Genomic DNA, 21,461 nt, shown 5'->3' with positions numbered 1-21,461 from the left:
GGGACGGGTCAGCGTGACTCGAGGTCGAGGAGGAAGCGCTTGCGCTCGGGGTGCGCTCCATAGTGCCCGGGGGAGCCGTCCGACCGGACCACGCGGTGCACCGGCACGATGAGCGAGAACGGCGTGAACCGGCATGCGGTGCCCACGGCGCGGGCGGCGCCGGGGTGACCGGCCAGCACCGCGACCTCGCCATAGCTCATGGTCTGCCCCCATTCGATGCCGCAGACCACCTGCAGTGCGCGGCGCGCGAAGCCCTGTGCCAGGCGCCAGTCGAGTCTGAGATGCTCGTCGAACCGGACGGGCGATCCGTCGAAGTAGTCGGTGAGGAGATGGGCGAGTTCGTCAGCCGCGCCGGGGTCGGGCTCAGGAACCGCCTGGAGCTGCCGGGACACCCCTTCGAGGAGCCACGGGACCTGAGGGTCTTCGGACTCTGACAGATCGAGACGAACGATGCCCTCGTCGGAGAACACCGCAAGCGCATCGCCGAACGGCGTCGGGGCGAAGTCGTAGCGGAAGGTCATGGCACCATCCTGGTCGCTGGCGCCGACGCGCGGCGGCTCGCGAGACTCGATCGCACGGGGCACGTGGACAACGCCGAGGATTTCTGGCCGGGGGAGGAGCAGTGGAGCGGCGATCGGGGCGCGGTTTTTCGCGGAAACCCGCCAGGGATACCGAGCTCTCGCGGTCCCGCGCCTAGGGTGTGAGTGTGTGGCGGCGTGAAGGCAGATCAGCGGACGACACAGCGGTGGACACCGCTGTGTCCCTCGGTGACCTGAATGCGTCGACCGGCGGCGTCGAGATCGCTCATGCCGCAGAGGCCGAGCGCTCCCGCCTGAAGGCCGAGGCCGCGGACCTGGGCGGACCCTCGCCGCTCACGAGCTTCCGGGACAGGCCGGAATCCGGCATCGACATCTCCAAGGCCCACCCCGGGAGCCTTCCCCAGTTCATCACCGGCAAGTCCACGCTGCTGTCGAACCTGTTCCGCGACGAGGTGGGGCTGCGCACCGCACGACTCGCCGCCGAGCGCATCACGGCGAAGAACACCGAGCTGCGCACGGTCCGCGGCATCGAAGCCGTGCACCTGGCGGTCGGCGTCGCCCGCTGGCGCATCGGCGGCGCGTGGTTCGCCGCTCCCGTGCTGCTGCGCCCCCTGGCCATCCGGCGCCACCACACCGACTTCGAGCTCAAGCTCCAGGGCGTGTTCGCCGTCAACCCGGAGCTCGTGCGCATCGCGCAGGAGCACTTCGGCCTCACGATCGACGCGAATGCGCTCGCCGCGCTCGCCTACGACGGCGGCATCTTCAAGCCGCAGCCGGTGATCGACAGCCTGCGCGCGCTGACACGATCCATCGACACGTTCTCGGTCGAACCCCGCTTGGTGGTCTCGACGTTCGCGGACGTCGCCGGCAGCATGTCGCGGGATGGCGGGAGCCTCGACCATCTCGTCCTCAACGCGCTCGGAGGGCACGTCGGCGACCGGGAGCAGCTCACGGCGCCGCGCGCCGTCCCGCACCACATCGGTCCCGACGATCGCGCTCCCGCATCGGACAACCTGCTGCTGGATGCGGATGCCGAGCAGGAGGCGGTGCTCGCGCGGATCGCCGCCGGCCATTCGCTGACCGTGGCCACGCTGCCGGGGACAGGAGGCACGCAGACCGTCATCAATGCACTCGGCGAGCTCGTGCGCGCGGGCAAGCGCGTCCTGGTGGTCTCGGCTCGCCGCTCGACGCTGGACGGCGTGCGTCATCGACTCGCGGGCATCGGGCTCGACAGCCTGGCCATCTCGCCCGCCAGCGTGCGGCGCGATCTCGTCAAGGCGATCGGGCGGAACGAGAAGGCGACCGCCCCGAAGGTGAGCGAGGTGGACGACGCTCTCGTACGCCTGCGCGCCGTGCTCCGCGACTACCGGGAGGCGCTCACGGCGCCCGTGCCCGGCCTGAACGCGTCCGTCCTCGACGCGACCAGGAACCTCACCCGGCTCGCGTCGCTTCCCGTACCGCCGTCCACCACCGCGCGACTCGGCATGGACGCGCTGCGGCGGCTCGCGACCGACAGGACCGACGCAGCGGACGCTCTCGCGCAGGCTGCCCGCCTGGGGGAGTTCCGCGTCGGACCGAACGATTCGCCCTGGTACGGCGTCACCTTCTCCACCACCGAGGCCGCGCGCTCCGCGCATCAGCTTGCCGGACGGCTGCACGCCAGCAGCGTGCCGGCACTCCTGGAGCGCGGCTACGAGCTGATCGCGCAGACCCGCATGCGGCCCTTCGCCACGATCGACGAGCTCGGCGAGTATCTGCGGCTGCTGCAGGGCATCCGCGACTCGCTCGACCGTTTCAGTCCGACCGTCTTCGAGCGGCCGCTCGGCGACCTCATCCAGGCGCACGGCTCCCGCCGGGACGCCCCCGGCATGTCCGGCGCCAACCGCCGTCGGCTGCGCAGACTCGCCAAGGAGTATGTGCGCCCGGGCGTGCACGTGACCGAGATGCACGAGGCGCTGCTGCGCATCCAGACGCAGCGGACGCAGTGGCAGCGCTACGTCGACGCGGGGGTCGCGCCGGAGATCCCGCTCGGGCTCGGCGACGTGTCCGTCGCCTGGCAGCGTGTGGAAGCGGAACTGGCTGAACTGGACGCGGCCCTGGGGCGTCGCGAGCCGCTGTCGTCGCTGCCGGTCGCCCGGCTGGTGCGCATGCTCGCGGGACTCGCCGCCAAGTCCGAGGTGTTCGAGAATCTCGTGGAGCGGGCCCAGCTCAGGGACCGGCTCGCGCTGCTCGGGCTGGAGCCGCTGCTCACCGAGCTCTCGGTGCGCCACGTGTCCGAGGCCCAGGTGGGCGAGGAGCTGGAGTTCGCGTGGTGGCAGTCGCTGCTGGAGCGCGCACTGCAGGACGATCGGGCCCTGCTGGGGGCGAACACGGCCGTCGTCGACCGGCTGGAGCGTGACTTCCGTCTCGTCGACGAGGCCCATGCCGCGATGGCAGGTCCGCTGCTGGCGTGGCAGCTCGCGAACCAGTGGCGCATCGCCATCGTGGACGAGCCCCAGCAGTCACAGCACCTGCGGAGAGCCCTCACCCAGCCGGCGACCACCACGGCCGAGGTGGTGAGCGCGGCGCCGACTCTGGTCGACGTCCTGGCACCCGTCTGGATCTCTTCGCCGTACCTGGTGCCGGAGATCCCGGATTCCGTCGAGTTCGACACCGTCCTTCTGGTGGATGCGGCTGCCATCAATCTCGCCGAGGCAGCGCCCGCCATCCGTCGCGCTCGCCAGGTGGTCGCCTTCGGCGACCCGGTCACGCAGCGCCCTACGCCGTTCCGCATCGCCGTCGACCCGGATGACGACTGGGAGCCCGAGGTACCCTTCGACGACGTGTCGGTCTTCGAGCGGCTGTCCGAGCTCCTGCCGGTGATGACGCTCACGCGCAGCTACCGTGCCGGTGGCGAGGACCTCGCCGAGCTGATCAACGACGCCTTCTACGGGGGCGAGATCGTGTCGCTGCCCTGGGCCGGTTCGTACCTCGGCCGGGGCAGCCTCACCGTGGACTACGTCGAGGGCGGCGTCGGCACTCCCGATCCGGTCTCCGGCGCGGTGGAGAGCCCGGATGCCGAGGTCGCGCGCGTCGTGACCCTGGTCGTGGAGCATGCGGTGCACCGTCCCTCCGAATCGCTCATGGTGGTGACGGCGAGCACTCGGCACGCGGAGCGCGTGCGCGCCGCGGTCACGGCCGCATTCGCCGGGCGCTCGGACGTCGCGGACTTCGTGGGACGGGACACGGCGGAGCCCTTCGCGGTGCTCACGCTCGAGGAGTCCGTGGCGGAGAGCCGTGACCGGGTGATCTTCTCACTGGGCTTCGGCCTGACCAAGCACGGGCGCGTACTCAGCGACTTCGGGGACCTGTCCACTCCGGACGGGGAGCGGCTGCTGACCGTGGGCATGACCCGTGCCCGCCGCTCGATGGTCCTCGTCTCGTCGATCCGTCCTTCCGCGTTCGACGACGGGCGTCTGGAGCACGGCGCGGCCACGCTGATGTCCATCCTCGGCGGGCTCGCCGCGCGGTCCCGCGATGCGAGGCTGGAAGACCTCGCGGACCCGCTGACGCTGGCGCTCGCGCGCGAGCTGCGCAGGCTCGGCGCCTCGGTCGACGTCGACTATCGTGGCCTGCTGCCGCTCGTGGCGCAGCATCGCGGCAAGGCGGTGGTGATCGAGTCCGACCCGGAGTCCCGGGGCGAGTCGCTGCGCGAGACGCTGCGGCTCCGCCCGCACGTCCTGCGTCGCCTCGGCTGGCACTACGTGCGCGTGCACGCGTTCGATCTCTACAGCGATCCGCGGACGGTCGCGACCAGGATCGCCTCGGTTCTCGGTATCGCGGACGGCACGCCCCGGGCGGAGAACGACACGCAGCCCATCGACCTCGGCGACGGAGCGTGACCGACGACGATGCCCCCACCGCACCGCGCCAGCGCGTGGTGCGTGTGCCCGGGTCGCGGCGTGCGCGCCTGACGCCCGTTCCCGGCAGCGAGCCGGATCCCGAGGTGCCCGGCGGCGACGATGAGCCGCGGCCGGCCCGCGCTGCGCGTGACAGCGGCCCGAACGACGAGCAGCTGCTGCGCGACGTTCCCCCCCACTACTGACGGCACCACCGGAAACGAGAAGACGCACGGCTCCTCGGGGGAGCCGTGCGTCTTGAGCCGCGTTGGGGGCCGCGGCCTCTCTCAGGCGCGCCGCTGCTGCTGCAGCAGATCGCGGATCTCGGCGAGGAGCTCGGCCTCGCTTGCCTGCGCGGCCTCCTCCGCGACCGGGTTCTTCGCCGCGCGGCGGGCCTTGTACGCGTTCATCGGCATGACGAAGGCGAAGTACACCACGAGCGCCACCGCGAAGAAGCTGATCACGGCCGTGAGGAGGTCGCCGAGCGGGAAGGTGACCGGCTGACCGTAAATGCCGTAGACGACGGGACCGAAGTTGCCGGCCTCGTCGGCGTTGAAGAACAGCGCCACGATCGGATTGATGATGCTGGCGACGACGGCGTTGACGATGGCGGTGAACGCACCGCCGATGACGACGGCGACCGCCAGGTCGATGACGTTGCCGCGGAGGATGAACTCCTTGAATCCCTTGATCACGGGAACCCCCAGATGTGTGCGACCTCAGTTCGAGGCGGGAGTCGACGCGGCTGCCGGTTTGGCAGCCGTCGGCGAATCCGCCTTCGATGATGCCGAAGCCTTCGCGGAAGTGCCAGTTCCGGCGCGCGAGTCCGTGCGATAGAAGCCCGAGCCGTTGAAGGTCACGCCGATGGAGCCGTACTGCTTGCGCAGGGCGCCCCCGCACTCGGGGCAGACGGTGAGGGCATCGTCGGAGAAGCTCTGGACGGCGTCGAACTGGTGTCCGCACGATGAGCAGGCATAGGCGTAGGTGGGCATGGCGGTCCTTGCGGGTCAGCGTCGCTGAGGCGACAGGTTCAGGGTCTGCGTCGGGGTGACGATGCCGTCCACCGGCTGATCGTGCACCTCCCGCGGCAGTGCGTCGAGTATCTCGGAATCATAGATGACGGCGTAGACCGGCGGGCACTTCTCCATGGACCCGATGGTCTTGTCGAAGTAGCCGCGGCCCCAGCCCATCCGCATCCCGGAGCGATCGACGGCGGCAGCGGGGACGATCATGAGGTCGACGTCGTTCACCGCGATCGGGCCGAGCACCTCGCCGGTCGGCTCCGGGAGCCCGTGCAGTCCCTCCGCGACCTCGTCGCTGTCGTCGGCGACGGCCCAGTCCAGCAGGCCGTCCGAGCGCGTCACCGGCAGTAGCACCCGAAGACCGCGTCGCACCGCGCGCGTGACGAACTCCCTCGTGCCCGGCTCGGTGGTGGTGGAGAGGAAGCACGAGATCGAGCGGGCGCCGAGCTCGTCGACCAGGGCGTCGAGCCGTTCGCCGATGGCCTCGGCCGCGGCCTCGCGCTGGGAATCGGAGAGGAGCTGACGTCGTTCACGCAGTTCGGCGCGCAGGGCGCGCTTCTCGTGCTCGACGTCTTTCCACATGTTCCGAGTCTACGGGGGTGCCCGGAGGTAGGCTGTGGGGATGGGTAACGAGAAGATCAAGGCCGTCATTCCCGCGGCAGGACTGGGCACGCGGTTCCTGCCTGCGACGAAGGCGATGCCGAAGGAGATGCTCCCCGTCGTCGACAAGCCGGCGATCCAGTACGTCGTCGAAGAGGCGGCGGATGCGGGGATCGAGGACATCCTGGTCATCATCGGCCGGAACAAGAACGCCATCTCCAACCACTTCGACTCGGTGCCGGAGCTGGAGGTGAAGCTCATGGAGAAGGGCGACACCGGCCGGCTCGAGCGTGTGATGAAGTCGAGCGACCTCGCCGACATCCACTTCGTCCGCCAGGGAGAGCCCAAGGGGCTGGGCCACGCGGTGCTCCGCGCTCGTACCCATGTCGGGGACAGCTCCTTCGCCGTGCTCCTCGGTGACGACCTGATCGACGAGCGCGACCCGCTGCTCACCGAGATGATCGCGCAGCACGAGCGCACGGGCGCGGCCGTCATCGCGCTCATGGAGGTCGACCCCGACAGCATCCACATGTACGGCGCTGCGGCCGTCGAGCCGATCGAGGGCTCCGACGCCGTCCGCGTCACGGGTCTGGTCGAGAAGCCCGCCAAGGAGGACGCTCCGTCCAACCTGGCGATCATCGGACGCTACGTGCTTCCGGCGTCGGTGTTCGAGATCCTCGAGCGCACGGAGCCGGGCAAGGGTGGCGAGATCCAGCTGACCGACGCGCTCCAGGAGCTCGCCACGTCCGCGGACGGCCCCGGCGTCGTCGGCGTGATCTTCGGCGGGCGGCGGTACGACACGGGTGACCGTGTCGACTACATCAAGGCGATCGTCCAGCTCGCCACGGACCGCGACGACCTCGGCTCTGAGCTGCGTCCCTGGCTCAAGGACTTCGCGGAGCGCCTGTAGGCGGTCTTGCGGGCGTCGGAGCGGGGCATGGATTCGGCGGCGGGGATGCGGCACGGGGCGGTCGAGCTGCGCCTCGTCCGCACCAAGGATGCGCGGGCGCTGCAGCATGAGCTGATGGCGAACCGCTCCTGGCTGCAGCCATGGGAGGCGACGGTGCCGCACGGGTCGGTGTCGTTCGACATGCGGCTCAGCATCCGCCGCCTCCTGCAGCAGTACCGCGACGGCGCCGGGTATCCGTTCGTGATGGAGTACGAGGGGGAGGTCGCGGGGCAGCTCAACGTGTGGGGAGTGCCCCGCGGCTCGCTGTGCTCCGCGACCATCGGCTACTGGGTGAGCGAGCGGTTCGCGGGGCGAGGGATCACCCCCACCGCCGTGGCCCTCGCGACCGACGCATGCTTCGTCGAGTACGGGCTGCACCGGATGGAGATCTGCATCCGCCCCGAGAACGCGGCGAGCCTCCGCGTGGTGCAGAAGCTCGGCTTCCGGTATGAGGGGCTGAGGCGCCGCTACATCCACATCGACGGGGACTGGCGTGACCACTACGCCTTCGCTCTCACGAAGGAAGACGTGCCGCAGGGAGTGCTGGCGCGCTGGCTGAGCGGGCAGGTCCCGCCTGATGCCGCGACCGTCCCTCCCGCCGACCGCCTCGCGCTCTGAGTCCGGGCCACCACCCGGTGTGGGCGAGACTCGCCGCGACACGCGCCCGACTGCACGGCGCCGCCCGCTCGCTGCCCTTACCGTTGACGTATGGACGGGCCGGTGCTGAGCGGGGGAGTGATCGTGCTCGTCGCCGTGCTCCTGTGGATGCTGTACCTGCTCCCGTCGTGGCGCGGTCGGTTCCAGTACAACGCGGCAGAGCGCAACGCCGTGCGTCTCAACCAGGCGCTGCGCGTGCTGGCCGAGACGAGCGAGACGCCCAGCGAGGTGCATATCGAGCTCAACGCGCGCACCGTGCTCGCGCAGCAGAAGCTCGCCAAGCGCGTGCAGTCGCAGCGTGAGGCTGCGGAGCTCGAGACGCTGCGGCGTGAGCTGGCCGCGACGAAGGCGGATCCGGCGGTCCGCCGTGCGCGAGCTCGCCGGCGCACGCGCATCGCCGCGACGGTGACGTTGCTCGTCGGCCTGGCGCTCGCCGGGCTCGGCGTATGGCAGCTGCTCACCTCCGGCTCCTCCCTGCTGCTCTGGATCGGGGGTGCGTCCCTGCTGTGCGGCGTCCTCGTGCTGCAGCGGATGGCGGCCGTCGCCGTGCGCGCGGCGCGTCGACCGCAGGAGATGGTGGCGGCGCCGACCGAGCGGGAGACCCCGGTCTTGCACGATCAGGGCCGCGCGACGTGGACGCCGCGTCCGCTCCCCGAGCCGATGGTGTCGGTGGCCGGCTCGCGGGCCCAGGTGGCGCGCGCGCAGCTGGATGCGCAGCAGGAGCTTCGCGATGCCGCTCGACGGGAAGCTCTCCGTGAGAAGGCGGAGCAGCTGGCGCCCGCCGCTCCGGTCGCATTGCCTGCGCCCTCCGCTGATTCGCCGTACGCGCGCATGGGCTTCGTCGACGACGCCGAGATCGAGGCGCATGTTCGCGAGCTGCTCGCACGCCGTGCTGCGGGGTGACCGCGCCGACACGAGCATGCCCCGCAGCGTGATAACGTAGATGTCGTTCACGGGCCTATGGCGCAGTTGGTAGCGCGCCTCGTTCGCATCGAGGAGGTCAGGGGTTCGAATCCCCTTAGGTCCACAGAACAAGAAGCCCCCGGCCCCGGCCGGGGGCTTCTTCGTTTTCCGTCGTCAGCCCCGTCAGCGCGACACGCCCGGGGGTCCGCGGTGATTTGCCGGATGGTCCGGATCCACGTAAGTTATTACCTGTTCGCCCCAAACGGTTGAGCGGAGGTCCTCGGACCGGCTCCCGTCAAGCATCGAACACCTCCCGAATCCAGAACCACTCGAAGAGTGTTCCGGACGAAGGTGCTGACTCGTTCCCTCGAGCAGGTCGCCGAACGGCGATTTGACAACGGAAACGAGATCGGTAAGATAGAGAAGTTGCCCTGCGGGCCTGGTTGTGATGGCTGGGTCGTAGGAGCATCCGATCCTTGAGAACTCAACAGCGTGCACTTGTCAAATGCCAAATAACCTCGATTCAGCTTCGGCTGGATGAGATTCCTTTGGATCAAAGACCAGCCCTTCCGGGGGCTGGCGATGGATGAAGTCAGCAATGAATTTGTCTCTTTGGTCAGCATCAAACTCGCTGCGTTCCGGTTTTTCCCCGGTTCGTATGCATTTCTTTTTTACGGAGAGTTTGATCCTGGCTCAGGATGAACGCTGGCGGCGTGCTTAACACATGCAAGTCGAACGGTGAACACGGAGCTTGCTCTGTGGGATCAGTGGCGAACGGGTGAGTAACACGTGAGCAACCTGCCCCTGACTCTGGGATAAGCGCTGGAAACGGCGTCTAATACTGGATATGTGACGTGACCGCATGGTCTGCGTTTGGAAAGATTTTTCGGTTGGGGATGGGCTCGCGGCCTATCAGCTTGTTGGTGAGGTAATGGCTCACCAAGGCGTCGACGGGTAGCCGGCCTGAGAGGGTGACCGGCCACACTGGGACTGAGACACGGCCCAGACTCCTACGGGAGGCAGCAGTGGGGAATATTGCACAATGGGCGGAAGCCTGATGCAGCAACGCCGCGTGAGGGATGACGGCCTTCGGGTTGTAAACCTCTTTTAGCAGGGAAGAAGCGAAAGTGACGGTACCTGCAGAAAAAGCGCCGGCTAACTACGTGCCAGCAGCCGCGGTAATACGTAGGGCGCAAGCGTTATCCGGAATTATTGGGCGTAAAGAGCTCGTAGGCGGTTTGTCGCGTCTGCTGTGAAATCCCGAGGCTCAACCTCGGGCCTGCAGTGGGTACGGGCAGACTAGAGTGCGGTAGGGGAGATTGGAATTCCTGGTGTAGCGGTGGAATGCGCAGATATCAGGAGGAACACCGATGGCGAAGGCAGATCTCTGGGCCGTAACTGACGCTGAGGAGCGAAAGGGTGGGGAGCAAACAGGCTTAGATACCCTGGTAGTCCACCCCGTAAACGTTGGGAACTAGTTGTGGGGTCCATTCCACGGATTCCGTGACGCAGCTAACGCATTAAGTTCCCCGCCTGGGGAGTACGGCCGCAAGGCTAAAACTCAAAGGAATTGACGGGGACCCGCACAAGCGGCGGAGCATGCGGATTAATTCGATGCAACGCGAAGAACCTTACCAAGGCTTGACATATACGAGAACGGGCCAGAAATGGTCAACTCTTTGGACACTCGTAAACAGGTGGTGCATGGTTGTCGTCAGCTCGTGTCGTGAGATGTTGGGTTAAGTCCCGCAACGAGCGCAACCCTCGTTCTATGTTGCCAGCACGTAATGGTGGGAACTCATGGGATACTGCCGGGGTCAACTCGGAGGAAGGTGGGGATGACGTCAAATCATCATGCCCCTTATGTCTTGGGCTTCACGCATGCTACAATGGCCGGTACAAAGGGCTGCAATACCGTGAGGTGGAGCGAATCCCAAAAAGCCGGTCCCAGTTCGGATTGAGGTCTGCAACTCGACCTCATGAAGTCGGAGTCGCTAGTAATCGCAGATCAGCAACGCTGCGGTGAATACGTTCCCGGGTCTTGTACACACCGCCCGTCAAGTCATGAAAGTCGGTAACACCTGAAGCCGGTGGCCTAACCCTTGTGGAGGGAGCCGTCGAAGGTGGGATCGGTAATTAGGACTAAGTCGTAACAAGGTAGCCGTACCGGAAGGTGCGGCTGGATCACCTCCTTTCTAAGGAGCATCTGACGCTTCGGCGTCCAGAACCCCCGATCAGAGCGAATGTCTCTGCGGGGTGCTCATGGGTGGAACATTTGACATGGTGCGAACGATGCTTTTCTTCTCTAGTACGCCGCTTGCGGTGGGAACGGGGAGGGTGGCGGGTGTCGCACCTGCACGCTGTTGGGTCCTGAGGGACCGGATGCGGTTTCGATCTTCGGGTCGGGACGGTCTGTACCTCTGGACCTCTTTCTGTTTGTCCCGGTTGGGGCAGGTGGATGGGGGTTCCGCCCGTACTTTGAGAACTACACAGTGGACGCGAGCATCTTGCAACCGGTTTTCGGACTGGTTGCGTTAGATGATCTTAAAGATCATTAGTCAATTTCTGATCCCGCCTTCGGGTGGGGTCGAGTTTTTGATTCGAACTCACGTGATTTCAAGTCTTTAAGAGCAAACGGTGGATGCCTTGGCATCTGGAGCCGAAGAAGGACGTAGCAATCTGCGATAAGCCTCGGGGAACTGATAAGCAAGTTTTGATCCGAGGGTGTCCGAATGGGGAAACCCCGCTGGGCGGCGTGCCGACCTAGTGACTCCCGCCTGAATATATAGGGCGGGTAGAGGGAACGTGGGGAAGTGAAACATCTCAGTACCCACAGGAAGAGAAAGCAACCGCGATTCCGTTAGTAGTGGCGAGCGAAACCGGATCAGGCTAAACCGAGTGTGTGTGATATCCGGCAGGAGTTGCATATTCGGGGTTGTGGGACTCACCAGTCAGTTCTGCCGAGCTGGCGACGTGACAGAAGCGTATAGACGAACGGTCTTGAAAGGCCGGTCATAGAGGGTGCCAACCCCGTAGTCGAAATGCGTGTTCTGGCGTGGCGAGTATCCCAAGTAGCACGGGGCCCGTGAAATCCCGTGTGAATCTGTCAGGACCACCTGATAAGCCTAAATACTCCCAGATGACCGATAGCGGACAAGTACCGTGAGGGAAAGGTGAAAAGTACCCCGGGAGGGGAGTGAAATAGTACCTGAAACCGTTTGCTTACAAACCGTTGGAGCACCCCTGGTAGGTGTGACAGCGTGCCTTTTGAAGAATGAGCCTGCGAGTTAGCGATATGTGGCGAGGTTAACCCGTGTGGGGTAGCCGTAGCGAAAGCGAGTCTGAATAGGGCGATTCAGTCGCATGTCCTAGACCCGAAGCGAAGTGATCTATCCATGGCCAGGTTGAAGCGACGGTAAGACGTCGTGGAGGACCGAACCCACTTAGGTTGAAAACTGAGGGGATGAGCTGTGGATAGGGGTGAAAGGCCAATCAAACTTCGTGATAGCTGGTTCTCTCCGAAATGCATTTAGGTGCAGCGTTGCGTGTTTCTTGCCGGAGGTAGAGCTACTGGATGGCCGATGGGCCCTACAAGGTTACTGACGTCAGCCAAACTCCGAATGCCGGTAAGTGAGAGCGCAGCAGTGAGACTGTGGGGGATAAGCTTCATAGTCGAGAGGGAAACAACCCAGACCACCAACTAAGGTCCCAAAGCGCGTGCTAAGTGGGAAAGGATGTGGAGTTGCTCTGACAACCAGGAGGTTGGCTTAGAAGCAGCCACCCTTGAAAGAGTGCGTAATAGCTCACTGGTCAAGTGATTCCGCGCCGACAATGTAACGGGGCTCAAGCACGCCACCGAAGTTGTGGCATTGACATTATTGGTAGGCCTTCGTGGTCCAGCCGTGTTGATGGGTAGGAGAGCGTCGTGTGGCCAGCGAAGCGGCGGTGGAAACCAGCCGTGGAGGCTACACGAGTGAGAATGCAGGCATGAGTAGCGAATGACGTGTGAGAAACACGTCCTCCGAAAGACCAAGGGTTCCAGGGTCAAGCTAATCTTCCCTGGGTAAGTCGGGACCTAAGGCGAGGCCGACAGGCGTAGTCGATGGACAACGGGTTGATATTCCCGTACCGGCGAAGAACCGCCCAAGCTAATCCAGTGGTGCTAAACGTCCGAGCCTTCACATCGTCGCCTTCGGGTGACACCGTGGAGGGGAGCACGTGACCCCATGCTGGTGCGGTTAGCGTATTAACAGGTGTGACGCAGGAAGGTAGTCCAAGCCAGGCGATGGTTGTCCTGGTGCAAGTGCGTAGGCCGAGTCGTAGGCAAATCCGCGACTCATACAGGCTGAGACACGATGCGGATAAAAAGTGGATGATCCTATGCTGCCGAGAAAAGCATCGACGCGAGGTTCTAGCCGCCCGTACCCCAAACCGACTCAGGTGGTCAGGTAGAGAATACCAAGGAGATCGAGAGAATCGTGGTTAAGGAACTCGGCAAAATGCCCCCGTAACTTCGGGAGAAGGGGGGCCTTCGACGTATTAGGACTTGCTCCGAAAGCGTTTGGAGGCCGCAGAGACTAGTGGGTAGCGACTGTTTACTAAAAACACAGGTCCGTGCCAAGTCGCAAGACGATGTATACGGACTGACGCCTGCCCGGTGCTGGAAGGTTAAGAGGACCGGTTAGCCGCAAGGCGAAGCTGAGAATTTAAGCCCCAGTAAACGGCGGTGGTAACTATAACCATCCTAAGGTAGCGAAATTCCTTGTCGGGTAAGTTCCGACCTGCACGAATGGCGTAACGACTTCCCAACTGTCTCAACCGCGAACTCGGCGAAATTGCATTACGAGTAAAGATGCTCGTTACGCGCAGCAGGACGGAAAGACCCCGTGACCTTTACTACAGCTTGGTATTGGTGTTCGGTGTGGCTTGTGTAGGATAGGTGGGAGACTTTGAAGCGGTGACGCCAGTTACCGTGGAGTCATTGTTGAAATACCACTCTGGTCACTCTGGATATCTAACTTCGAACCGTAATCCGGTTCAGGGACAGTGCCTGGTGGGTAGTTTAACTGGGGCGGTTGCCTCCCAAAAAGTAACGGAGGCGCCCAAAGGTTCCCTCAACCTGGTTGGCAATCAGGTGGCGAGTGTAAGTGCACAAGGGAGCTTGACTGTGAGACTGACAGGTCGAGCAGGGACGAAAGTCGGGACTAGTGATCCGGCAGTGGCTTGTGGAAGCGCTGTCGCTCAACGGATAAAAGGTACCTCGGGGATAACAGGCTGATCTTGCCCAAGAGTCCATATCGACGGCATGGTTTGGCACCTCGATGTCGGCTCGTCGCATCCTGGGGCTGGAGTAGGTCCCAAGGGTTGGGCTGTTCGCCCATTAAAGCGGTACGCGAGCTGGGTTTAGAACGTCGTGAGACAGTTCGGTCCCTATCCGCTGCGCGCGTAGGAAGTTTGAGAGGATCTGACCCTAGTACGAGAGGACCGGGTTGGACGAACCTCTGGTGTGTCAGTTGTTCCGCCAGGAGCACCGCTGATTAGCTACGTTCGGGATGGATAACCGCTGAAAGCATCTAAGCGGGAAGCCGGCCTCAAGATGAGACTTCCATACCTTCGGGTGAGAGGCTCCCAGCCAGACTACTGGGTTGATAGGCCAGATGTGGAAGCACGGTAACGTGTGCAGCTGACTGGTACTAATAAGCCGATGACTTGATAACACACCGTTCGTTGGTGCTTGCGTCCACTGAGTGGTTCTCGATGTACGGTCGAGAACCGCATGACAACAATGACTTTGTTATGCGTTTGATTGAAACATCAATAGTGTTTCGGCGGCCATAGCGTGAGGGAAACGCCCGGTTACATTCCGAACCCGGAAGCTAAGCCTCACAGCGCCGATGGTACTGCAGGGGGGACCCTGTGGGAGAGTAGGACACCGCCGGACTCCTTTTAAGCAAATGGCCACCCATCGTTGGGTGGCCATTTTGCGTTTATGAACCAAGAGAACAGGGAGCACCATGCCGGAAGAGGAAGAGCGCCGTCCGCGTCGCAACGACGATAGAGGATCGCGCAATGACCGCCCTTCCGGTGGACGTCCCGTCTATCGTGACGGGGCCTCGCGCTCCGGTTCGTCCTGGTCCCGCGACGGGCAGCCGCGAAGCGATCGCGACAGCGGGCAGCGCCGTGATGGTGGATCTAACCGCGAAGGCGGCCAGCGTCGTGAAGGCGGTTATAGCCGTGACGGTGGGCCGCGTCGTGAAGGCGGTAACAACCGTGACGGCGCTCCGCGTCGCGAGGGCGGCTACAACCGTGATGGTGGGCAGCGTCGTGAGGGCGGCTACAACCGTGATGGTGGGCAGCGTCGCGAGGGCGGCTACAACCGTGATGGTGGGCAGCGTCGTGAGGGCGGCTTCAACCGTGACGGCGCTCCGCGTCGCGAGGGCGGCTACAGCCGTGACGGGGGCGAGCGTCGTGAAAGCGGGTACAGCCGCGACGGCGACCAGCGTCGTGAAGGCGGGTACAGCCGTGACGGCGGCCAGCGTCGTGAAGGCGGGTACAGCCGTGACGGTGGGCCGCGTCGCGAGGGCGGCTTCAACCGTGACGGCGCGCAGCGTCGTGAAGGCGGTTACAGCCGCGACGGTGGGACGCGTCGTGAAGGCGGGTACAGCCGTGACGGTGGGCCGCGTCGTGAAGGCGGTTTCAATCGCGAGGGCGGCTACAGCCGCGACTCCGCGCCGCGTCGTGAGGGCGGGTTCAGCCGTGATGGTGGGCCGCGTCGTGAGGGCGGCTATAACCGTGACGGCGCGCCGCGTCGTGAAGGCGGGTTCAGCCGTGATGGTGGGCCGCGTCGCGAGGGCGGGTTCAGCCGTGATGGTGGGCCGCGTCGCGATGGCGGATTCAGCCGTGATGGTGGGCAGCCTCGTGAGGGCGGGTTCAGCCGTGATGGTGGGCCGCGTCGCGACGGCGGATTCAACCGTGATCGGGGTGAGCGCCGTGACGGAGAGCGTTCGCGTTCTTTCCCGCAGCGCGGGGGTGCGGGCCGTGAGCGGCCGGCAAATGCCTCGAACGAACGTCAGCGCTTCGACGACCCGTTCGTTCCGGAAGAGATCACGGCTCGCGACCTGCACGCCTCGGCGCGCAACGAGCTCAAGACGCTGAGCAAGGAGAACGCCGACCACGTCGCGCGTCATCTCGCGATGGCCTCGCGTCTCATCGACGAGGACCCCGCGCTCGCGCACGCCCATGCTCTGGCCGCATCGCGTCGCGCCGGGCGCATCGCGATCGTCCGAGAGACCCTGGGTATCACCGCATACGCCACCGGAGACTTCGCGCTGGCACTGCGTGAGCTGCGCACGTACCGTCGCATCTCGGGCAAGGACGATCAGATCGCGCTGATGGTGGACAGCGAGCGCGGCATCGGCCGCCCAGACCGTGCGCTCGAGACCGGCCGTGCGGTCGACCGTGCGGCGCTGCCGACGCCCGTCCGCGTCGCGCTGGCGATCGCCATGTCGGGGGCACGTCTCGATCAGGGAGACCTCGAGCTCGCGCTGGGCGAGCTGGAGATTCCGGAGCTCGATCCCGACCGTGCGTTCGAATGGAGCCCTGCGCTGTTCGCGGCGCGTGCGGCCGTGCTCGAGGATCTCGGCCGCGATGAGGAAGCCGCGTTCTGGGCCCATCGCGCTGAGGTCGCCGCCGAGGCGCTCGGTGTCGACGAAGCCGGTGACGAGGAGATCTTCGTCGAGGACGGCCTCATCGAGGACGACGACGAGTACGAGGTCGAGCACGGCGACGCACAGCGCCGCGACGTGTCGGACGAGCACGACGTCGAGACTGAGGACGCTGACGCCACTGCCGACGCCACTGCCGACGCCACTGCCGACGCTGACGCCACTGCTGACGCTGACGCTGCTGCTGACGCTGACGCTGCTGCTGACGCTGCTGCTGACGCTGCTGCTGACGCTGCTGCTGACGCTGACGCTGCTGCTGACGCTGACGCTGCTGCTGACGCTGACGCTGCTGCTGACGCTGACGCTGCTGCTGACGCTGCTGCTGACGCTGCTGCTGACGCTGACGCTGACGCTGCTGCTGACGCTGCTGCTGACGCTGCTGACGCCGCTGGCGGCGATGCGACTGATGCCGACGATGCTGATGCGCATGCGGCCGAGCCCACGATCGAGGACGAGGTCCGCGAACTCCTGGGCGAGGATGACGAAGGGGACGAGGACACCGCTCGCGCCTCCGAGAAGCCGGAGGCGTAGTGGGACTCTTCACGCGCAAGCGCTCGTCGGCTCGGACGCCGTTGGACGGTATGGACACGATACTCGCCGACCTCGACGGCGTCGTCTACGCCGGCCCTGGTGCGCTGCCGTTCGCGGTGGAGAGCCTGAACGCGGCCGCGAGCACGGTGCGTCTCGGCTATATCACCAACAACGCTGCCCGCACCGACGCCTCTGTCGCGGCGCATCTGAACAGCCTCGGGTTGCAGGTGGAACCGAGGGATGTCGTCACCAGCCCTCAGGCCGCCATGCGACTGCTGACCGAGATCGTGCGTCCGCCCGCGACCATCCTGGTGGTCGGCGGCGACGGCCTGGTGGACGAGGTGCAGAAGGCGGGGTACACCGTCACTCGCAGCGCGGAGGATGCTCCCCAGGCGGTCGTGCAGGGCTTCGCCCCCGAGGTCGCGTGGACGGATCTCGCCGAAGCGGCGTTCGCCCTCAAGGTGCCGGAGGAAGAGGGCGGCATCCCCTGGATCGCCACGAACACGGACTGGACCATCCCGCGCGACCGCGGCGTGGCCCCCGGGAACGGGACTCTCGTCTCCGCGGTGCACACCGCCGTGGGGCGACTGGCGACCGTGGCAGGCAAACCCGAGACGCCGATCTTCGAAGAGGCCGTGGCGCGCTTCGGTGCCTCCAAGGCGCTGTTCATCGGCGACCGCCTCGACACCGACATCATGGGCGCGAGTCGCGCCGGCATCGATTCGGCCCTCGTCCTGACGGGGATCGACCGGCCGAAGCACGTGCTGGCGGCTCCGGAGGGCTCGCGGCCGACGTTCGTCCTCGCGGACCTCCGCGGCCTGCACGAGCCCTACCCGGAGCCCACGGTCACGGACGGAGTGTTCGACGTGAACGGCGCCGCCGTGCGCGTGCACGGAGCCGACGTCGAGATCCTCGCCGAGTCGGGCGACCAGCTCGACCTTCTCCGCGCCGGGGCGGCCGCGATCTGGGCATCGGGCACCCCTGTCTTCGTGCTGCGGGTTCCGGAGCGCCTGTACGCGGACCCGTTCCACCGCCCCTGAGCGCACGCGTGGCTCCGTCGAGTGTCGGGACCGCCGCGTACAGTGGAGGGGTGAGCGAAGACACGACCAGCGCGCCGACCGACGGTCTCTGGAGTCGTCTGCGCCTGATCGAAGGTCAGCCGCTTCCGGCTCGCGCCGACGCCTATGCCGCGCTCCATGACGAGCTCTCCCGCCGTCTGGAGAGCGGCTCGCGCCTCGAGCAGCGGGAGACCCCGGGGCCACGATGACGCGACTCGACGCCGCCCTCGCATCCCGAGGACTCGCCCGTTCGCGCAGCCACGCCGCCACCCTGATCGCCGAGGGTCTGGTCAGCGTGGACGGCCGCCCGGTGGTCAAGGCCTCCACGGCGGTGGACGACGCGAACGAGATCACGATCGCTGGGGCCGACCACTACGTCGGGCGTGCCGCGCATAAGCTCATCGCCGGGCTCGACGGCTTCGACGTCTCCGCGCGCGACAGGCTCGCGCTCGACATGGGCGCCTCGACGGGCGGCTTCACCCAGGTGCTGCGCGAGCGCGGAGCACGCCGGGTGCTCGCGGTCGACGTCGGCCACGGGCAGCTGGCGCCCTCGATCGCCGCCGACCCCGCGGTGGTCTCGGTCGAGGGCTTCAACGTGCGCCACATGACCCCGCAGACCCTCGCCGACGCGACGGGGGAGTCGCAGGCCCCCGATCTGATCGTGGGCGACCTCTCGTTCATCTCCCTGGAGCTCGTGCTCCCCGCGGTGGCGGCAATCGCCTCACCCGAGGCCGATGTCGTGCTGCTCATCAAGCCGCAGTTCGAGGTCGGTCGCACGGCCGTCCGCGGAGGGCTGGTGACGGATCCCGCCACTCGTGCCGACGCCGTCGCCCGCACCGTCTGGTCCGCCTGGGACGAGGGGATGGGAATGCTCGGCATCCTTCCCTCCCCGATCCTCGGCACGCACGGCAATGCGGAGTACCTGGTGCATCTCGCGCCGGGCCGAGGCAGCAATCCGACACAATGGTTGGACACCATCAACAGCCTGGCAGGGGGACGATGAACGAGCGCTGGATCCTGGTGGTCGCGCATGCGGGCCGCGTCGATACGGTCGAGGCCGCCCGCCGCGTCACCGATGCGTTGCGCGGCGCCGGCGCTCGCCCGGTGCTCGCCGCCGAGGACCACGCCGAGCTGAGCGAGGTCGACCCGTTCTTCGCCGACGTCGACGTGCTCGGCGCGTCCGCCGACCCGACGGCGCTGGAGCTCGCGATCGTGCTGGGCGGCGACGGCACCATCCTCCGTGCCGCCGAACTCGTGCGCGAGAGCGGAGCGCCGGTGCTCGGCATCAACATGGGCCACGTCGGCTTCCTCGCCGAGATCGACCGGGACGACATGGATGACGCCGTCCGCCGTGTCATCGCGCGCGACTACGAGGTCGAGGAGCGCCTGGCGCTCTCCGTGCGGGTCAAAGACGCCGCAGGCGACGTGGTCTACGAGACCTGGGCACTCAACGAGGCGACCGTCGAGAAAGCCAGCCGTGAGCGCATGATCGAGGTCGTGCTCGAGATCGACGGGCGACCGCTGTCGAGCTTCGGCTGCGACGGCATGGTGATCTCCACTCCCACCGGCTCCACGGCCTACAACTTCTCCGCCGGCGGCCCCGTGATCTGGCCCACGGTCGAGGCCATCGCCGTCGTGCCGCTCTCCGCACACGCCCTCTTCGCGAAGCCGCTCGTGGTGAGCCCCGACGCGGCCGTCGCGATCGAGATGCTCGAGCGCACCGACGGCTCCGGCATCCTCTGGTGCGACGGCCGCCGTTCGCACGACCTGCCGCCCGGTGCGCGCGTGGTCGTGCGGCGCTCGTCCCGTCCCGTGCGGCTCGCCCGGCTGCACCCCACCGCGTTCACGAACCGTCTCGTCCGCAAGTTCCAGCTCCCCGTCGAGGGATGGCGCGGACAGGACCGGAGGAGCCCGCGATGATCGAGGAGATGCGCATGCAGGGCCTCGGCGTGATCGCCGACGCCGTGCTTCCGCTCGGACCGGGCTTCACCGCGATCACCGGCGAGACCGGCGCGGGCAAGACCATGGTCGTGACGGGCCTCGGGCTGCTACTCGGCCAGCGCGCCGACTCCGGTGCCGTGCGGGCGGGTGCTGCTCAGGCTTCCGTCGCCGGCGTCTGGGTGGTCCCGGAGGTCGGAGAGGTCGCCGACATCGTCGCCGATGCGGGTGGGGAACTGGAGCCGGCGGGTGGCGGGCGTGCTGAGCTCTACGTCTCCCGCACGCTGAGCGCCGAGGGACGGAGCAGGGCGAGCGTCGGGGGTCGCGCGGCCCCTGCGGGAGTGCTGTCCGCCCTCGCGGAGGAGCTCGTCGTGGTGCACGGGCAGTCGGAGCAGCTGCGGCTGCGGTCGGCCGCCGCCCAGCGCGATGCCCTTGATCGGTTCGGCGGTGAGCCCATCGCGACCGCTCTCGCGGAGTACGCCACCGCGTTCGAGCGCTGGCGCGCCCTCGACGCCGAGATCGCGGAGATCACGGAGAACCGCGACCGCCGCGCCGAGGAAGCGGCCCGGCTGCGGGAGGACCTGGCGCTGATCGAGGCCACAGCCCCGGAGGAGGGCGAGGACGAAGAGCTCGCCGCCCGCGCTGAACGTCTCGCGAACGCGGAAGAGCTGCGCCTCGCGGCCTCCCTCGCACACGGCGCGCTCTCCAGCGAGGAGGGGGAGCCTGATGCCTCCGCGCTTGTCGCCGAGGCCCGTCGCGCGCTCGAACGGGCCTCCGACGCCACCCTCACCGAGATCGCCGAGAGCCTGGCCGACATCGGCTACCGCATCGCGGACGCGGCGGGGCAGCTCTCCGGGTTCCTCGCCGACCTCGACGAGTCGGGGCCGCACGAGCTCGCGGCCGTGGAAGAGCGTCGCGCCGCGCTGGGAGTGCTCGTCCGCGCACACGGTTCGCTGAGTGACGCGCTCGCCCTGTGGCAGAGCGGCTCCGCGCGGCTGGCCGAGCTCGACGACGACGGCGAGCGACTCGAACGGCTGCACGCCGAGCGGGACGCCGCCAGAGCGGAACTGGATGCCCGTGCCGACGCGCTCACCGCCGTGCGCACCGAGGCTGCCGCACGGCTCGGCGCTGCGGTCACCGACGAGCTGCACGCGCTCGCGATGCCCGACGCACGACTGGAGGTCGCGGTCGCTCCGGGGGCCGAGAGCAGCCACGGGCGAGACGATGTCGCGATCCTGCTCGCGTCGCACCCGGGTGCGGAGCCACGGTCGGTCGGGAAGGGCGCGTCCGGGGGAGAGCTGTCGCGGGTCATGCTCGCGATCGAGGTCGTGATCGCCGCGACAGACCCGGTGCCCACGTTCGTGTTCGACGAGGTCGATGCGGGTATCGGCGGCGCCGCGGCCATCGAGGTCGGTCGGCGACTCGCCCGGCTTGCGGAGAAGTCGCAGGTGATCGCGGTGACCCATCTCGCGCAGGTCGCGGCCTTCGCCAACAACCACCTCACCGTGGTGAAGTCCAACGACGGCGCCGTCACCGCCTCGAGTGTGCGCCGACTGGACGGCGAGGACCGCGAGGCCGAGATGGCTCGCCTGCTGTCCGGACTCGCCGATTCGGATGCCGCCCTGACCCACGCCCGCGAACTTCTCAGCCTCGGCGTCTGAA

At 66.6% G+C, this 21,461-nt stretch carries 16 protein-coding genes, 1 tRNA gene and 3 rRNA genes; 15 read left to right on the top strand and 5 right to left on the bottom strand.

Annotation, left to right across the window (positions count from 1 at the left end; genetic code table 11):
• Positions 1–8: 8 nt before the first annotated feature.
• Positions 9–521 carry a methylated-DNA--[protein]-cysteine S-methyltransferase gene (locus M3C17_RS13350; protein WP_259978311.1) on the bottom strand — a complete coding sequence of 171 codons (513 nt, stop codon included), beginning with the start codon at positions 519–521 and terminating at the stop codon, positions 9–11.
• A gap of 224 nt (positions 522–745) precedes the next feature.
• On the opposite strand from M3C17_RS13350, the gene M3C17_RS13345 reads away from it, so the two are divergent.
• Positions 746–4,420 (top strand): AAA family ATPase, encoded by a 3,675-nt coding sequence (locus M3C17_RS13345; RefSeq protein ID WP_259978310.1) that lies wholly within the window; start codon positions 746–748, stop codon positions 4,418–4,420.
• Entirely contained in the window at positions 4,417–4,623 is a 207-nt protein-coding gene (locus M3C17_RS13340; RefSeq protein WP_259978309.1) for a hypothetical protein, read from the top strand. Before M3C17_RS13345 ends, M3C17_RS13340 begins: the two co-directional genes overlap by 4 nt.
• Before the next feature lie 81 nt (positions 4,624–4,704).
• Here M3C17_RS13340 and mscL read toward each other — a convergent pair whose 3' ends face one another.
• The 3 genes from mscL to M3C17_RS13325 are packed head-to-tail and all read right to left on the bottom strand — an operon-like array spanning position 4,705 to position 6,021.
• Positions 4,705–5,112 (bottom strand): large conductance mechanosensitive channel protein MscL, encoded by a 408-nt coding sequence (mscL, locus tag M3C17_RS13335; protein ID WP_259978308.1) that lies wholly within the window; start codon positions 5,110–5,112, stop codon positions 4,705–4,707.
• Between the two features lie 24 nt (positions 5,113–5,136).
• Complete coding sequence (locus M3C17_RS13330; protein ID WP_259978307.1) at positions 5,137–5,409, bottom strand: FmdB family zinc ribbon protein; 273 nt, start codon at positions 5,407–5,409, stop codon at positions 5,137–5,139.
• Positions 5,410–5,424: 15 nt separating this feature from the next.
• Positions 5,425–6,021, bottom strand: a complete 597-nt coding sequence (locus M3C17_RS13325) for a 5-formyltetrahydrofolate cyclo-ligase (RefSeq protein WP_259978306.1) — start codon at positions 6,019–6,021, stop codon at positions 5,425–5,427.
• 40 nt (positions 6,022–6,061) lie between these two features.
• Here M3C17_RS13325 and galU point away from each other — a divergent pair, with 40 nt between their 5' ends.
• From galU to rrf, 7 genes are all read left to right on the top strand, one after another.
• Positions 6,062–6,949 carry a UTP--glucose-1-phosphate uridylyltransferase GalU gene (gene galU / locus M3C17_RS13320; protein WP_259978305.1) on the top strand — a complete coding sequence of 296 codons (888 nt, stop codon included), beginning with the start codon at positions 6,062–6,064 and terminating at the stop codon, positions 6,947–6,949.
• Between the two features lie 27 nt (positions 6,950–6,976).
• Complete coding sequence (locus M3C17_RS13315; RefSeq protein ID WP_259978303.1) at positions 6,977–7,606, top strand: GNAT family N-acetyltransferase; 630 nt, start codon at positions 6,977–6,979, stop codon at positions 7,604–7,606.
• 90 nt (positions 7,607–7,696) lie between these two features.
• Complete coding sequence (locus M3C17_RS13310) at positions 7,697–8,548, top strand: hypothetical protein (RefSeq protein WP_259978302.1); 852 nt, start codon at positions 7,697–7,699, stop codon at positions 8,546–8,548.
• A 51-nt stretch (positions 8,549–8,599) separates the two neighbouring features.
• Positions 8,600–8,672 (top strand) — tRNA-Ala (locus M3C17_RS13305).
• Positions 8,673–9,218: 546 nt separating this feature from the next.
• Positions 9,219–10,743 (top strand): 16S ribosomal RNA (locus tag M3C17_RS13300).
• 419 nt (positions 10,744–11,162) lie between these two features.
• Positions 11,163–14,265 (top strand): 23S ribosomal RNA (locus tag M3C17_RS13295).
• A 107-nt stretch (positions 14,266–14,372) separates the two neighbouring features.
• Positions 14,373–14,489, top strand: a 5S ribosomal RNA gene (gene rrf / locus M3C17_RS13290).
• Together the 16S, 23S and 5S rRNA genes form the textbook arrangement of a ribosomal RNA operon.
• Before the next feature lie 46 nt (positions 14,490–14,535).
• Here the strand turns inward: rrf and M3C17_RS13285 are convergent.
• Positions 14,536–15,735 carry a hypothetical protein gene (locus tag M3C17_RS13285; RefSeq protein WP_259978301.1) on the bottom strand — a complete coding sequence of 400 codons (1,200 nt, stop codon included), beginning with the start codon at positions 15,733–15,735 and terminating at the stop codon, positions 14,536–14,538.
• 6 nt (positions 15,736–15,741) lie between these two features.
• Between M3C17_RS13285 and M3C17_RS13280 the strand changes: the two genes are divergently transcribed.
• Genes M3C17_RS13280 through recN form a run of 6 tightly spaced genes read left to right on the top strand, consistent with a single transcriptional unit; the run spans position 15,742 to position 21,460 of the window.
• Positions 15,742–16,803 (top strand): hypothetical protein, encoded by a 1,062-nt coding sequence (locus M3C17_RS13280; protein WP_259978299.1) that lies wholly within the window; start codon positions 15,742–15,744, stop codon positions 16,801–16,803.
• The gene (locus tag M3C17_RS13275) at positions 16,803–17,843 is read left to right on the top strand and encodes an HAD-IIA family hydrolase (RefSeq protein ID WP_259978298.1); all 1,041 of its coding nucleotides are present in this window, start codon (positions 16,803–16,805) and stop codon (positions 17,841–17,843) included. The genes M3C17_RS13280 and M3C17_RS13275 overlap by 1 nt, the downstream gene beginning before the upstream one ends.
• Positions 17,844–17,893: 50 nt before the next feature.
• Positions 17,894–18,070 (top strand): hypothetical protein, encoded by a 177-nt coding sequence (locus tag M3C17_RS13270; protein WP_259978297.1) that lies wholly within the window; start codon positions 17,894–17,896, stop codon positions 18,068–18,070.
• Complete coding sequence (locus tag M3C17_RS13265) at positions 18,067–18,864, top strand: TlyA family RNA methyltransferase (RefSeq protein WP_259978296.1); 798 nt, start codon at positions 18,067–18,069, stop codon at positions 18,862–18,864. The genes M3C17_RS13270 and M3C17_RS13265 overlap by 4 nt, the downstream gene beginning before the upstream one ends.
• Positions 18,861–19,781, top strand: coding sequence for an NAD kinase (locus tag M3C17_RS13260; RefSeq protein WP_259978295.1), 921 nt, complete (start codon positions 18,861–18,863; stop codon positions 19,779–19,781). The genes M3C17_RS13265 and M3C17_RS13260 overlap by 4 nt, the downstream gene beginning before the upstream one ends.
• On the top strand, positions 19,778–21,460 hold the full coding sequence (recN, locus tag M3C17_RS13255; RefSeq protein ID WP_259978293.1) for a DNA repair protein RecN: 1,683 nt from the start codon (positions 19,778–19,780) through the stop codon (positions 21,458–21,460). Before M3C17_RS13260 ends, recN begins: the two co-directional genes overlap by 4 nt.
• The last annotated feature ends 1 nt before the right edge of the window (position 21,461 follow it).

This window comes from Microbacterium sp. p3-SID336 (assembly GCF_025143365.1).
GTDB lineage: Bacteria > Actinomycetota > Actinomycetes > Actinomycetales > Microbacteriaceae > Microbacterium.
This window is presented reverse-complemented; position numbering and strand designations above follow the sequence as displayed.